The 13326-nt window shown below is 71.5% G+C and carries 11 protein-coding genes; 8 read left to right on the top strand and 3 right to left on the bottom strand.

The features are described 5' to 3' along the window. Nucleotides 1–143: 143 nt before the first annotated feature. A complete protein-coding gene (locus ACFO0C_RS27370) occupies nucleotides 144–1256 on the bottom strand; it encodes a hypothetical protein (RefSeq protein ID WP_378069559.1) in 1113 nt (370 codons plus the stop codon). A gap of 252 nt (nucleotides 1257–1508) precedes the next feature. Here ACFO0C_RS27370 and ACFO0C_RS27365 point away from each other — a divergent pair, with 252 nt between their 5' ends. Together ACFO0C_RS27365 and ACFO0C_RS27360 are read left to right on the top strand one after the other, a co-directional pair. Beyond that, complete coding sequence (locus ACFO0C_RS27365) at nucleotides 1509–1928, top strand: hypothetical protein (protein WP_378069558.1); 420 nt, start codon at nucleotides 1509–1511, stop codon at nucleotides 1926–1928. Beyond that, nucleotides 1925–3946: a M48 family metalloprotease gene (locus tag ACFO0C_RS27360; RefSeq protein WP_378069557.1), complete on the top strand. Its 2022-nt coding sequence runs from the start codon at nucleotides 1925–1927 to the stop codon at nucleotides 3944–3946. The genes ACFO0C_RS27365 and ACFO0C_RS27360 overlap by 4 nt, the downstream gene beginning before the upstream one ends. 102 nt (nucleotides 3947–4048) lie before the next feature. Here ACFO0C_RS27360 and ACFO0C_RS27355 read toward each other — a convergent pair whose 3' ends face one another. Next, the gene (locus ACFO0C_RS27355; protein ID WP_378069556.1) at nucleotides 4049–4477 is read right to left on the bottom strand and encodes a hypothetical protein; all 429 of its coding nucleotides are present in this window, start codon (nucleotides 4475–4477) and stop codon (nucleotides 4049–4051) included. 267 nt (nucleotides 4478–4744) lie between these two features. Then, nucleotides 4745–6307, bottom strand: a complete 1563-nt coding sequence (locus ACFO0C_RS27350; protein WP_378069555.1) for a helix-turn-helix transcriptional regulator — start codon at nucleotides 6305–6307, stop codon at nucleotides 4745–4747. A gap of 131 nt (nucleotides 6308–6438) precedes the next feature. Between ACFO0C_RS27350 and ACFO0C_RS27345 the strand changes: the two genes are divergently transcribed. From ACFO0C_RS27345 to ACFO0C_RS27320, 6 genes are read left to right on the top strand one after another with little or no spacing between them, the layout of a single operon-like run. Next, nucleotides 6439–8199, top strand: coding sequence for an SIP domain-containing protein (locus ACFO0C_RS27345; RefSeq protein ID WP_378069554.1), 1761 nt, complete (start codon nucleotides 6439–6441; stop codon nucleotides 8197–8199). Between the two features lie 44 nt (nucleotides 8200–8243). Further along, on the top strand, nucleotides 8244–9233 hold the full coding sequence (locus ACFO0C_RS27340) for an ABC transporter substrate-binding protein (protein ID WP_378069553.1): 990 nt from the start codon (nucleotides 8244–8246) through the stop codon (nucleotides 9231–9233). Continuing rightward, a complete protein-coding gene (locus ACFO0C_RS27335) occupies nucleotides 9230–10273 on the top strand; it encodes a FecCD family ABC transporter permease (RefSeq protein ID WP_378069552.1) in 1044 nt (347 codons plus the stop codon). The genes ACFO0C_RS27340 and ACFO0C_RS27335 overlap by 4 nt, the downstream gene beginning before the upstream one ends. After that, nucleotides 10270–11322 carry a FecCD family ABC transporter permease gene (locus ACFO0C_RS27330; protein ID WP_378069551.1) on the top strand — a complete coding sequence of 351 codons (1053 nt, stop codon included), beginning with the start codon at nucleotides 10270–10272 and terminating at the stop codon, nucleotides 11320–11322. The genes ACFO0C_RS27335 and ACFO0C_RS27330 overlap by 4 nt, the downstream gene beginning before the upstream one ends. Next, on the top strand, nucleotides 11319–12131 hold the full coding sequence (locus ACFO0C_RS27325; RefSeq protein WP_378069550.1) for an ABC transporter ATP-binding protein: 813 nt from the start codon (nucleotides 11319–11321) through the stop codon (nucleotides 12129–12131). The genes ACFO0C_RS27330 and ACFO0C_RS27325 overlap by 4 nt, the downstream gene beginning before the upstream one ends. After that, the gene (locus ACFO0C_RS27320; RefSeq protein ID WP_378069549.1) at nucleotides 12132–13316 is read left to right on the top strand and encodes an alpha/beta hydrolase-fold protein; all 1185 of its coding nucleotides are present in this window, start codon (nucleotides 12132–12134) and stop codon (nucleotides 13314–13316) included. The last annotated feature ends 10 nt before the right edge of the window (nucleotides 13317–13326 follow it).

The raw sequence follows: 13326 nt of genomic DNA, 5'->3' as shown, positions 1-13326 counted from the left end.
ACCTAAGCGCTGCTCGTCCAGTAGGTGTGACCCAAACGCGAACCCCGGACCCCGGTTACCGGCCGTCCGCCGGCTGGGGGTATGTCCTCGGGACACGCTCACCGTCCGACATCGATCGTCACGGCCGACCGCGGACGCTCCGGCTAGCGGGGGACCAGGCGGAGCAGCAGCATGTCGCCGGCCCGGGCTCCCGGGTGGCCGCCGTACTTCTTCGCGAACAGCGCGAGGACCTCGGCCGTCGTGCCGGAGGCCGGCTCCTCCTCCAGACGGATCAGGCCGAACTCACGCGTCTGCTGCCCGGACCGGCGGGGCGGCCAGACGGCCAGGGCGCCGAACGACGCCTCACCTGGCGGCTGCTCGCCCGGGCCGGCCAGCACCCGCGCCGCGAACTGGTTGGCGAGCGGCCCGGTGCCGTCGATGTAGATACCGTCCTCGGCACTGACGTACGGCACCGGCACCGCCTCCAGCGACGTCCCGCCGTGGGTGAGCGTCACCGTGAGCCGCCAATACCGGTCCAGAGTGCGGATGTGGTCGCGATGGTCCCACAGCTCGTCGAAACGCCGGTCCACGAACTGACCCCACGGGCTGGCCATGTCGACCTCGAGCTGCGGCACGTCGAACGAGACCTTGCCGATCGGGAAGAACGAGATCAGCGCCCGCCCGTCCCACTGGTACAGCTGGATCGACGGTGACGCGTCGTACACGCAGACCTTCAGCCGGGACCGGAGCTCCGCGCTGCCGAGCTCCTCCCGGAACAGGTACAGGTGCCGCAGGTTCTCCATGATCTGCGCCGTGACGTCGATCTGTCGCCGCTCCAGCTCGTCGGCGCGCTGCTGAGCCGCCGCCGAATTCGGGTCGAGCAACAGCACCCGGATCGTCGCGCCCTGGTCGAGCGCCTCCCGCATCGCGCTGAACGTGCGAGCCCGGGCCTTGCCCTCCAGCAGGATCGTCCAGGTGTCCAGGATCCGGATGTTGCGATGGGTCTCCCGCATGCGATTGATGAAGGTGGCCTGGTCGAACCGGTCGTGCTCCTGAATCCGGGCTTTCCGGGCCTCCTCGAAGATCGGGTCGAAGATCAGGTAGGAGACGGCGGCGAGCACCAGGCTGGAACCCAGGTTCAGCAGCAGGTCACTGGAGAAACCGTGCATCGACCGGGCCGCCGCCAGCATGCCGGCCGAGACGGCGAGCAACAGGCCTCCGATGACGAGGGTGCGCATCCGCACCCGTGGGCCGGGACCGAAACGCCACCGAGACAATCGCCCTCCCTCTCCGTCGACCGCCATGGTCGCCGACCGAGGCAAGCGAGCGGTAGTCGGCGATCACGCGGGCCGTCGGCTCCTCGATGGACACGTCGGTCGCGGCTCCCGACACCGTTTCAAACCACCCTAACGTGGGAACGGCCCCGATCGGTGACTTGATCGAACGTGCAGGTCGCGGTGCCTACGTGAATGTGAATCCCAACATTTGGCAGGTGCGGCGGGTCGGCCGGCGGACCTAGGGTGAGCCACGTGGAAGCCGCCTTGGTCGCCGACCTCTGTCGCAGCACACTCGCCCTGTCCTATCCGGACGAGGTCGAGGAGGTGGACGCGGCGCTCGCGCGATTCGGCGGCGGAGCCCGCAGGAGCCCGCCGGTGGCGATGGGGGTGCAGTTGCTCCCGCTCGCCGACCATCTCTTCGCCGCCCTGATGTTCCTCACCGGAGCGGCCGCCACCCACGTCGCCGAGCGGGGCGTCGACGCGGTGTTCAACCGGGTCCGGGAATTCCTCGGCCGGCGGTTCGACCGGCGACCGCCACCTCCGATCAGCGCACAGGACGAGCAGGACGTGGTGATCGTCCTGCGGCGCCTGCTGGACGAGGCGACCCCGGAGGAGGCCGACAGGATCGGCCGGGCGTTCATCATCGTGTTGCGTGACGAATCGTCCCCGTGACCGGGCTGACGCCGAGCCGGGGCCACTATCTCCTGCTCCTGGCGGTTCTGGTGCTCAGCGGTGCGTACGCCGGATCCCTGATGTTCGACAACCTGACCGCCCGGACCTGGGCCTGGCAGGAACAGGCCTGCGCGGCGGAGCAGCAACGCCGGTTCGGCCCACCGGCCGACGACTACGAGGCGATCGAGCAGGAACTCTGGGAGATCCGCTGCATGGAACCCCTGGAGCGGTCCAAGAGCCTGACCGCGGCCGGATCCGCCTTGATGGTGCTCTCCGGCGGATACGGCCTGATGGTCCTGCTGCCCAGGGTCGACCGGTGGCGTCGCGGCCGGCTCCGGCCCCCGTCGCCGGGCTGGCCGGCCGCCGGGGCGCGAGCGGCCACCGCCACCGGCCTGCGGCAGATCCCGGCGGTCGCCCTCGGGCCGCCCGGACTCACCGAGGCGTACGCCGTCCGCTATCAGGGCGCACCCTGCATCGTGCTGCCCGCCGGGGCCCGCCGGCTCGACACCGGACGCCTCGACGCCGTCCTGCGGCACGAGTCGGCACACATCGCGGCCGGTGACATCGGTCTGGTCTGGCTGACCCGCGGGCTCTACTGGGCGCTGCCCTGCGTGGCCCTGCTCCCTCTGGTGTGGCCCCTGGCCCGCTGGTCGGCCGGCGTCCCGCCCGGCGACTTCGACGCCGGGGCCTGGCTGGACTTCAGTATTCGGGTGGTGGTGCTCGCGGTGGTCGGGTTCACGCTGTCCCGCAAGATCAGCCGGGTCCGTGAGCACGAGGCCGACCTGCGCGCCGCCGGCTCCGGCACCGGGGAGGGACTGACCAGGCTGCTGCAGCCGGGTGCGGCGCCGGACGGCCCGTCGCGGTCCTGGTGGGCCCGTCTGACCAGCCCGCACCCCAGCCCGTCCCGCCGGCTGGCGGTGCTGCACCGGCCCGGCCTGCTGCTCCGGTTCGACCTGATCGACGACCTGGCCGCCGGGCTGCTCGCCGCCACCGTCCAGATGACCGTTTCCGAGCATGTGACGAACGCCTTCAACGGCGGCGAACTGGGCCAGTACGCGACAGCGTTCGGGGCGATCGCCGCCGGTGTGCTGCTCGCCGCCACGTGGGGGCTGACCATGTGGCGGCGAGCGGTCACCGACCCCGGTGCGTCCGCCTGGCACAGCCTGTACGGACCCTCCCTCGCCGTCGCGCTGGGCACCCCCGCCGGGCTGCTCCTCGGACTCGGGAACATCACCGCAGGCGGACCGTACGGGCACTGGAGCGTGATGGTCACCCTGCCCCTGATGCTGGCCGCGGCGGGCGCGATCAGTCTGCGGCTGGCACGCGCGTGGGCTCGGCAGGGCGGCGTACGGCCGATCACGCCTCTCCTGGTCAACTCGCTGCTGTTCGGAGCGGCCGGGTGGATCGGATCGACACTCGGCATCTTCACGGCCGGCTACTACACGCCGCGGCGTTACCTGCTCGTGCTCGGGCTGATGCCCTGGGGGTACGGCGCGATGGCGGCGGTCCTCGGGACGGCTCTGCTGGCGTGGTGGTGGCGGATCCCGGGCCGGCGGGTGACGGTGATCGCGGTGCTCGCCGCGGTGGCCGTGACCTGGCCGCTGCGGTCGCTGATCGCGGTGCCGGCCGGTGCGGTGCCGATGCGGCTGGACATCTGGGCGGCGGCCGCCGCGGGAGTGGGCTTCGCGGCGGTGATGCTCGCACTGCCCGGGGCCGGGCTGGTGGCGGCGTTAAGGGGCGCGCCGATCGTCACGTTCCTGCTGGCGGCCGGCTGGTGGGCGGCGCACGGTCCGCCGTACCCCCTGCCTGGTCCTTTCCTCCGCACGGCGATGGCGATGTTCGCGTCGGGGTTGTTCCTTTTCGGCGTGCCGCTGCTGTTCCTGCCCCATAATCCGATCCGGGGCCGTCCGCCGGCCTGGTCGCCGGTCGTGGCCGCCGCTGCCGCCCCGGCCGCGCTGGCGGCGACGGTGCTGCTCGCCGCGGGCGCGATGGCCTACGACTTCGATGTCACGTTCTGACCGCCGACAGGGAGCGGTCCGGGGAGTCCACGCTGGAGGCGGCGAGGCGTGCCAGTCCGCCCGGCGGGTTCTCGGACCCGCCGGGCGAAGCCGCCGTGCGGGTCAGGAGATCAGACTGATGTCGAAGCCGACGAAGGTGGTGCCGGTCGCGCGATAGGTGGCGACGTTGCTGCTGGACGGCGTGAACCGGACGAAACCGTGACCCTGCCCGGAGGTGCCCAGTACGGCTGAGCCGTACGGCGTGACCGCCAGCGCGTCGGCCGGCACCCCGATCTGCGACAGCGGCGGGGTGGTCCGGGTCTGGTTGATCGGGTATTGCCCGCTGTTCCAGTCGGCGGTGTGCCAGGTGCCGTCGTCGCCGCTGAGCCACTGGACCTGGAACGAGAACACGTACCCGCCGTTGTTGACCACTGAGATCTTCGAGACGGATTGCAGTCCCGCACTGGCCGCGACGGTCGGCAGCACGCTGAACAGCAGCATGGCCGCGGCCGCCACGACGCCCATGCGGCGGAGCAGGTTGTGCTTCTTCATGAGAACCCCCGTGAGATGTACGACTGTTTCTCGATGCCGTGCGTGGGTGAGCGTCGCGGGCAGGCCGGTGCCTTCGCCCACGCGGAACCGCGAGCGATGCTCATGGATATCGGTAAAGGGTGCCGCCGGATGTCGCCGAAGCCACTCAGGTGCTTCTGACCAGGGATTTCGCGGCGATCTTCGCGGGCGAAGGGCACCCGCGGAGTCACGCTAACAAAGGCGGTGGGCCCCTGCCGGGGAACAGGCGGTCCGACTTTCCATGTGCGATCAGCCGTTCGCGGTCTCGCGGTCCCGGTATTCGCGTGGGGAGAGGCCGTGGAAGCGGGTGAAGGCGGTACTGAAGGTCGGCAGGTGGGCGTAGCCGACGCGGCGGGCCACGGCGCTGGGTCTGCCGCCGCCGGCGAGCAGGTCCCGGGCGATGCGCATGCGGGCGGCATAGCGCCAGCGGGCGAAGGTCATGCCGGTCTGATCGCGGAAGGCCCGGTGGATCGCGGCGGGGACGTCGGGCGCGGCCGATTCGCCGGGGACGTCGATATGGCGCAGGTAGTCCAGCGCCGCCGCGCGGGCACGCGGGTCGGTGGGCATCGGCACGGACCGCGCCCGCTGCGCGACGACCTGCTCGGCGAACAGGTCGAGGATGTGCCGCGGGTCGTAGTCGTCGGGGTGCAGTCCGGATCGGGCGCTGATCGCGCAGTGCATCAGGTAGTCGTCCCACGCGGGTGAGAACCGCACCTGCAGCGGCTCGGTCAGTGAGAGGTCGGCGGTGCCGGCGTTGCCGAGGGGCAGTGAGATGGAGTTCTCGCGGAGGCCGGTGATGTGTCTGCGGCCCGCGGGGATCCAGGTCGCGACGCCGCGCTGTCGTTCGTAGCGGCTTCCGTCGATGTCGAGGTAGCCGCTGCCGCGGTACATCCAGCTGAGGACGTGCATGTCGTTGGCATGTGAGGAGGTGCGGGCGGCGGGCAGCGGATCGGACGCGGTGGCGAGGGAGTCGCCACGGACCAGGCGCATGAGCTCATCGGTCTGCCGGGCCAGGGTGGCGCGCGGTGTCAGGTCGACACGGGCGGGACTGGCGGCGAGTCTCCCGCTGAAGTCGTGGGGCGTCAGCCCGTACCGCTGCTTGAACGCCCGGGTGAAGCCGTTGCGGCTGGCGAAGCCCACCCGTGCGGCCACCTGGTCGGCGTCGAATCCCGCGGTCAGGAACTCGACCGCCGCGATCAGCCGGTGGCGTAGTCGCCACTGCTCGAAGGTGAGCCCGGTGCCGGCGAGGAAGTCCCGGCGCAGGGTCCGCGGGCTGGAGAGTGCCCTGGTCGCCCACTGCTCGACGGTGAGGTCGATCGCCGGGTCGCGGAGCAGCTGCTCGGCCACCGCCCGGGCGCCGGTGGCTCTCGGCATCTCCGGCAGGGTGGACGCGGATGTGGGCGGCTGCCCGCCGAGCAGGAGATCGGTGATCGCCTCCGGGAGGCGCCCGTCCCCGCTCAGCGGGGTGACCTGCAGGTTGAAGTGCTGGATCAGCCAGTCCTGCCAGCCGCCGGGCACCTCGAACCGGGTCGTCTCCGCCGGCCCGCCGGCACCGGGGTGGAACCACAGGGGGAAGGCGACGGTCCCCGGCTCGGTGATGATCGCGCGGTGGTCCCATCCGGCGGCGGGAATCCAGGTGCCCTCCCCGGCGGCGAGGTGGAACACCGCGTCGCCGTCGATGTGCACGTGTGCTGTGCCGGTGCGGACCCAGATCAGCAGTGGGCGGCGGGGGTGTCCGGTCGAGTCCGACCGTGCCGCGGGAATCGGCGGGGCATCGGTCGCGTCGGCGGGAATCGGGGAGGAGATCGCCACGCCCCTAAACGATACGGCAGTCTGCGCACATCAGATTTAGTGAGGATAGCCTAACCTTAGCGGTGCCGCCGTGCCGGACGACCAGAGAGAACACCATGCCGAAGACCACACGCCGACTCACCGTGCGCCCAGTGACCCTGCGCGAGGTCGAGGTCCTCCGGGTGGTGGACCTGACGCCGGGGATGCGGCGGATCACGCTGGGCGGAGCCCAGCTCGGTGCGTTCACCTCCGCCAACGGCTTCCCGCAGCCCGCCTTCGACTCGTCGGGTTTCGACGACGACATCCGCCTGGTGTTCCGCTACCCCGGCCACACCGAGCCGGTGCTGCCGGTGCAGACGGAGCGGGGCGTGGACCTGCCGAGAAACCCCCGGCCCCTGTCGAAGGTCTACACCGTCCGCCGCTGGAACGCCGAGGCCGGCGAACTGGATGTGGACGTCGTCAGGCACGGCGTCGGCGTGGGCACGACCTGGGCCTACGGCGCGCAACCGGGCGACCGCGTCCACATCTACGGCCCGGGCGCGTCGCGTGCGCTCCCGGCCGACGCGGACTGGCTCCTGGTCGCCGGCGACGACACCGCGGTTCCCGCCATCGCCCGGCTGCTGGACGAGCTGCCCGAGGGCACCCGGGCCCGGGTGTTCATCGAGGCTGCCCACCGGCTGGACCTGCGCACGCCAGCGGGGGTCGAGGTGACCTGGCCGGCGGGCGGCCTCCTGGACGCGGTCCGCGACAGCGGCTGGTGGGAGGGGCGACCGTTCGCGTGGCTCGCCGGGGAGCACACCGCCGTGCGGGACCTGCGCCGCCACCTGGTCGAGGACCGCGGGATGCCGAAGGAGGACATCGACTTCGCCGGGTACTGGCGTCGCGGAGAGATCGGCGCTCTGGACAGGACGCCGTTCGAGAAGCTGAACGCGCTGGCCGGGCTGACCGCGCCGCTGGCCCTGCGCACCGCTGTCGAACTCGACATCCCCGAGCTGATCTCCCGCGGGGTCACCAGCGTGACGGACCTGGCGGCCCGGACCGGCTGCGACGAGCGGGCGCTGGGCAAACTGCTGCGCTACCTGCGCACGCTGGACGTCCTGACCGTCACCGGACCCGGCCACTACCGGCTGACACCGGTGGGCGAGGTCCTGACCCTCGAGTTCATCGCCGACCGCCTGCACCCGGCCGGAGTGGTGGGCCGCGAGATGCTCGGGCTGCACGGGCTCACCGAGTCGATCCGTACCGGGCGGCCGGCGTACGCCTCGGTCACCGGCCACACCTTCGCCGAGGTCCGCGCCGGACAGGACTACGAGGACCGCTACCTGGAGCGCCTGGCGAAGTTCCAGGCCGCGCTGGCCGAGCCGATCGCCAAGTCCGGCATCCTCGCCGGTGTCGAGCACCTGGTGCTGCACTCCGGCGGCGCCGGCGCCCAGGCCCGGGAGTTCCTGGCCGCCCACCCCGGGCTGCGGATCACCATCTGCGCGCTGCCCGCCCAGGCCGACTGGCTGCGCCGCGACCTGCCCGACACGATCCCCGACGACCGGCAGCGCGCCCGGGTCGGCGTGGTCGAGCAGTCGGTCTTCGAACCCAGCCCCGCGGCGGACGCCGTCTTCGTCATCCGCGCCTTCAAGTCGCTGCCCGACGCCGACGCCGCCCATGCCCTGCGCCGGGCGGCCGAGCGCCTGCTTCCCGGTGGCCGCGTGCTGGTGGTCGAGGAGACCTTCGACCTCGACGACCCGGACGAGCACGACGGTGAGGCGGACCTGCTCGCCCTCACGGTGCACGGCTCCGGTCTGCGCACCGCCGCCGAACTCGATGCGGTCATCGCCCGGGCCGGGCTCGTCCGCCGTGCGGCGCACACCGTCGGCTGGGGCGCCACCGTCCACGAGCTGGCGCCCGCCGGGGCCCACTGACCTGCCTTCGTGCCTCGTACAACAAGTAAGAGAAAGAGAAGATCATGACCAGAACACCTTTGCGACGACGCGGTACGGCACTCGTCGCCGCATTCCTGAGCAGCGCACTCGTCCTCACCGCCTGCGGCGGCGACAGCGATGACACCGGCGACACGGCCGCTGTCACGACGCGCAGCGTCACGGGTGGCAACGGCGCCGTCCAGGTGCCCGCCGACCCGCAGCGGGTGGCCTCGATCGGCAACACGACGCTGCCGTTCATCGACATGGGCGGCAAACCGGTGGGCGTCACCGAGGTGGGCGCCTCGGAGCTAGCGCTCATCCCCGCCGACCAGAAGGCCACATTCGACGCCGCCGTGAATCTCGGCGCCAGCGGCGACCAGGTCGACATGGAGAAACTCGCCGGCCTGAAGCCGGACCTCATCCTGGCCCAGCTCCCCGCCAGCGAATTCGAGGGGATCAGGAAGCAGCTGGAGTCGATCGCCCCGACGGTCTTCTGGGGACTCGACGTCGAGTGGAAGGCCCTCGCCGACGGCGTCTCGCAAGCCGGCAACGTGACGGCCGGGCTCACCGACCAGAAGGCGCAGTTCAAGGACAAGATCACCAAGATCCGGCAGACGTACGGCCAGATCATCGGCGCCACCAGGTTCGTCAACGTCGATCGCTGGGAGAGCTCGGATCCCGGCACGTTCTCCGTCGCCGACTTCGGTTGCGTGGAAATCGCCCAGGGCGACCTCGGCATGAACTTCCCCAAGGCCGCCGCCGGAGCGGACCCGCTGGGCTGGACGTCCCTGCCGTTCGAGCAGATCGCCGAACTGGCCCAGTACGACGTGATCACCTACCCCGTCGACGCCGCCGGCCAGCCGAAGACGTCCTTCGCGCCGGTGGTCGCCACCAACACCTGGAAGGCGCTGCCCGCCGTGAACTCCGGTCGCGCGCTCGGGGTCTTCTGCCCCGGCAACAACTCCTACGGGCCGGTCCTGCGGTACCTGGACTCGCTCGACGCCGCCCTGGCGACCCTGCCCGCCAAGGAGTGACGACTCTCGCCCCGCGCCACGACGGTCCGGGCACCGTGACGGTGCCCGGACCGCGTCGGCGCTCGACCGGTCTGGTCGTCGCGCTCGTGGCACTTCTGGTCCTGCTGGTGCTGAGCGTGATGATCGGGTCGACGGCGATCGCGCCGTCGGTGGTGTGGGACGCCCTGTTCCATCCGTCCGCCGACATCGACCAGTTCGCGATCCGCGACTACCGGCTGCCCCGGACCGTCGTCGGCCTCGTCGTGGGCGTGGCACTCGGCGTGTCGGGAGCGTTGATCCAGGCACTGACCCGCAATCCGCTGGCCGATCCGGGCATCCTCGGCCTGCACGCGGGCGCCTCCTTTGCGGTGACGGTCGCCGTGGGTGTGCTCGGAGTCCGTGACATCGGCGGCTACCTGTGGTTCGCCTTCGCCGGGACGCTGCTCGTCACCCTCATGGTGCTCGCCCTCGGATCGACCCGGCAGGGGCAGTCGCCGGTGGTCATGGTGCTCGCCGGGGTCTGCGTCGGCGCGGTGCTCCGAGGGGCCGGGTCGGCGCTCGAACTGACCAACCCGGAGGCGTTCGACGCCATGCGGTCCTGGAACGCCGGTTCGATCGTCGCCCGGCCACTCGATCTGGTGTGGCCGATCCTGCCGTTCTTCGCCGTGGCACTCGTCGTGGCTTTCGCCGTGTCAGGTCCCCTCAACGCCCTGGCCCTGGGGGAGGACCTGGCGGCCGCCCAGGGTGTCCGGCTGGCCCGCACCCGCGTCCTGGCCGTCCTCGCGCTCACCCTGCTCGTCGGCGGAGCGACCGCGATCGCCGGGCCCATCGCGTTCGTCGGGCTCATGGTGCCGCACGTGGCTCGCTGGATCGTCGGCCCGGACCAGCGCTGGATCCTGGCCTACAGCGTCCTGCTGGCCCCGATCCTGCTGCTGGCCTCCGACATCCTCGGGCGCATCGCCATGCACCCGGGCGAGATCCCCGTCGGTATCGTCACCGCCTTCGTCGGCGCACCCGTTCTCATCGCCCTGGTACGACGGAGAAAGGCGAGCGGCCTGTGACCGGGCAACGGGTCGACTTCGGGCGGCGGGTGCTGGTGCTGCGGCGCCGGAGGTTCGCGGTACGGCTCGACCGGCGCCCGGTCGTCGTGTGCGCCGTGCTCGTACTGGCGGCCGCCGGCACAGCGGTCCTCGCGCTGATGACCGGCTCGTACCAGATCGGGCCGGGCCAGGTGATCTCCGCGCTGACCGGCGGCGAGACCGGGCTCGTCCACGACATCGTGGTCGAGTGGCGGCTGCCCCGGGTGGCGGCGGCGCTGGTGTTCGGCGCCGCGCTCGGAGTGTCCGGTGCGGTCTTCCAGTCGATGCTGCGCAACCCTCTCGCCGACCCCGGCATCATCGGGTTCTCCCAGGGCTCCTACACCGGGGCGCTGGTCGTGATCCTGGTCGTCGACGGCACCTACGCGCAGCTGGTCGGCGGGGCGGTGCTGGGCGGGATGGCCACCGCCGTCGTCGTGTACCTGCTCGCCCACCGGCGGGGTGTGCAGGGATTCCGGCTGATCACCGTCGGCATCGGCCTGTCGGCGATGCTGGACTCGCTGAACACCTGGCTGATCCTGAAAGCCGATCTCGAGGTGGCGATGGCCGCCGCCGCGTGGGGTGCCGGCTCCCTCAACGGGGTCTCGTGGGATCAGGTGGTGCTCGGCGGGTCCTGCATCATCGTGCTGTTGCTGCTGGCAGGCGTGTTGAGCCGGCCGATGCGACAGCTGGAACTGGGCGACGACGCGGCCGCCTCGCAAGGGGTGCGGGTGCCGTCCGTACGCCTCGCTCTGATCGTGGTGGGGGTCGCGCTGACCGCGACCGTGACCGCGGCGTCCGGGCCGATCGCGTTCATCTCCCTGGTCGCCCCGCAGATCGCCCGCCGCCTCGCCCGCACCGCGGGGATCACCCTGGCACCCGCCGCCTTCGTCGGCGCCCTCCTGTGCCTGGCGGCGGACTACATCGCCCAGCACATCGCCCCCACCCCGCTGCCGGTGGGGATCATCACCGTCGTGCTCGGCGGCGGCTATCTCGGCCGGCTGCTGTTCACCGAAGTCCGGAGACGCATATGAACGGCTCACGCCTGCGCGTGCAGGAGGCGACCATCGGCTACGACAAGCGGGTCATCAGCGAGCGCCTCTCGGTGGCGATCCCGGACCGGTCGTTCACGGTGATCGTGGGCCCGAACGCGTGCGGCAAGTCCACCCTGCTGCGCGGCCTGTCGCGCCTGCTCAAGCCGTCGGCGGGGACGGTGATCCTGGACGGCGCCGACATCAACTCGTTCAGGACCAAGGAGGTGGCACGGCGGGTCGGGCTGCTGCCGCAGAGCTCGATCGCCCCCGACGGGATCACCGTCGCCGAGCTGGTGGCCCGGGGCCGGTACCCGCATCAGGGGTTCCTCCGGCAGTGGACCGAGGCCGACGAGCAGGCCGTGGCCCGGGCGATGGGCCAGACCGCGGTCACCGACCTGTCCGCCCGCCCGGTGGACGAGTTGTCCGGTGGTCAGCGGCAGCGCGTGTGGGTGGCGATGGCGCTCGCCCAGCAGACCGGCATCATGCTGCTGGACGAGCCGACCACCTTCCTCGACATCACCCACCAGATCGAGCTGATGGAGCTGTTCACCGACCTGCACCACGCCGGTCACACCCTGGTCGCCGTCCTGCACGACCTCAACCAGGCCGCCCGCTACGGCACCCACCTGATCGCCATGAGAGACGGCCGGGTCGTCGCCGAGGGCACTCCCGACCAGGTCGTCACGGCCGAGCTGGTCGAGGCGGTGTTCGGCCTGCGGTGCCTGGTGGTGCCCGATCCGGTGGCCGGGACCCCGCAGGTCGTCCCGCTCGGCCGCCGGCGCGCGGCCCGTACCGAGGTGGAGATCTGAATGGCCGATCCGTTCGTCGAGAAGCTGTCCACGGGGCAGTGGAGCCCGGAGCGGTTCCGACGGCACCTGGAGGAGACCGCCGCTCCGCTCGTCGGGCCGGTCGTCGCGGGTGAGGTGGACGTGACGTTCGTCGACGAGCCCGGGGACGGCCCACCGGCCACCCTCGCGGTCGTCCTCGGTCCCGCGATCGCCTTCAACCGGATCGACGCGGAGTTCACCGCGGTGCCCGGGACGCCGTTCCGGTTCCTCACCCTGCGGATGCGTTCCGACCTGCGCTTCTCGTATGTGTTCGTACGGGGCGGGCAACAGGTTCCGGACCCGTTCAACCCGCCGCCGAGGTTCTCCGCATGTTCGGTGGAGAGGTTCTCCGGGGCGTCGGTGGCGGTGCTGCCCGACGCGGCACCGTTGCCCTGGCTGGATCAGGCCGAAGCACAGCCGGCCCCGGCGATCGACTCCGCCGTGCTGGTCAGTGAGCTTCTGGGCAACGAGCGCCGGATCTGGGTCTCGATGCCTCCGGGGGAGTTCCCGGCCGGGAGCGCGCTGCCGTTCGTGATCCACCTGGACGGTACGCCGGACCACAGCGCGCCGAGCGTTCGTGACGCCCTGGTCCGGGCGGGACTGATCCGCCCCTGTGCCGTCGTCCTCGTCGACCAGCTGGGGCTGCGGCGCTACCGGGAACTGCTCTGCGACCCGGGGTTCTCCCGGATGCTGGTCGACGAGCTGCTGCCGTGGCTCCACGACCGGTATCCGCTCTCCCGGGACCCCGGTGACGTGGCGCTGGCCGGTGAGAGCTTCGGCGGCCTGTGTGCCGGCTGGACGGCGCTGCACCACCCGGAGACGTTCGGCAACGCCATCCTGCAGTCCCCGTCATGCGGCTACCACCCGGACCTGAAGGGCGGTACGGGGGCCGGTGAACTGCTGCGCCGGACCCCGATGCCGACGCTGATCGCCGATTACATGACCGCTGAACCGGCACCGATCCGGGTCTTCCACGATGCCGGTGAGCTGGAGGGCTCGAACACCCACAGCCGCTGGCTGGACCATGTGCTCACCGGGAAGGGCTACGACACCGTCTACCGGGAGTTCGCCGGCGGACACGACTACGCATGGTGGCGGGGACTCTTCGCCGATGCTCTGCTCTGGTGTTTCCCGCTCGGTGCCGGACGCCCGTGGGAGGCCCGTTGACCAGGGCGGA

It is taken from the genome of Actinoplanes subglobosus (genome assembly GCF_042650585.1).
GTDB classification, from domain to species: Bacteria; Actinomycetota; Actinomycetes; order Mycobacteriales; family Micromonosporaceae; genus Actinoplanes; species Actinoplanes subglobosus.
The sequence above is the reverse complement of the archived record's forward strand: the minus strand, read 5'-3'. Positions and strand labels throughout refer to the sequence as shown.

Coding starts and splice junctions, on each gene's coding strand:
- ACFO0C_RS27355 (WP_378069556.1), bottom strand. CDS start 4,477: ATGAAGAAGCACAACCTGCTCCGCCGCATGGGCGTCGTGGCGGCCGCG.
- ACFO0C_RS27340 (WP_378069553.1), top strand. CDS start 8,244: ATGACCAGAACACCTTTGCGACGACGCGGTACGGCACTCGTCGCCGCA.
- ACFO0C_RS27325 (WP_378069550.1), top strand. CDS start 11,319: ATGAACGGCTCACGCCTGCGCGTGCAGGAGGCGACCATCGGCTACGAC.
- ACFO0C_RS27320 (WP_378069549.1), top strand. CDS start 12,132: ATGGCCGATCCGTTCGTCGAGAAGCTGTCCACGGGGCAGTGGAGCCCG.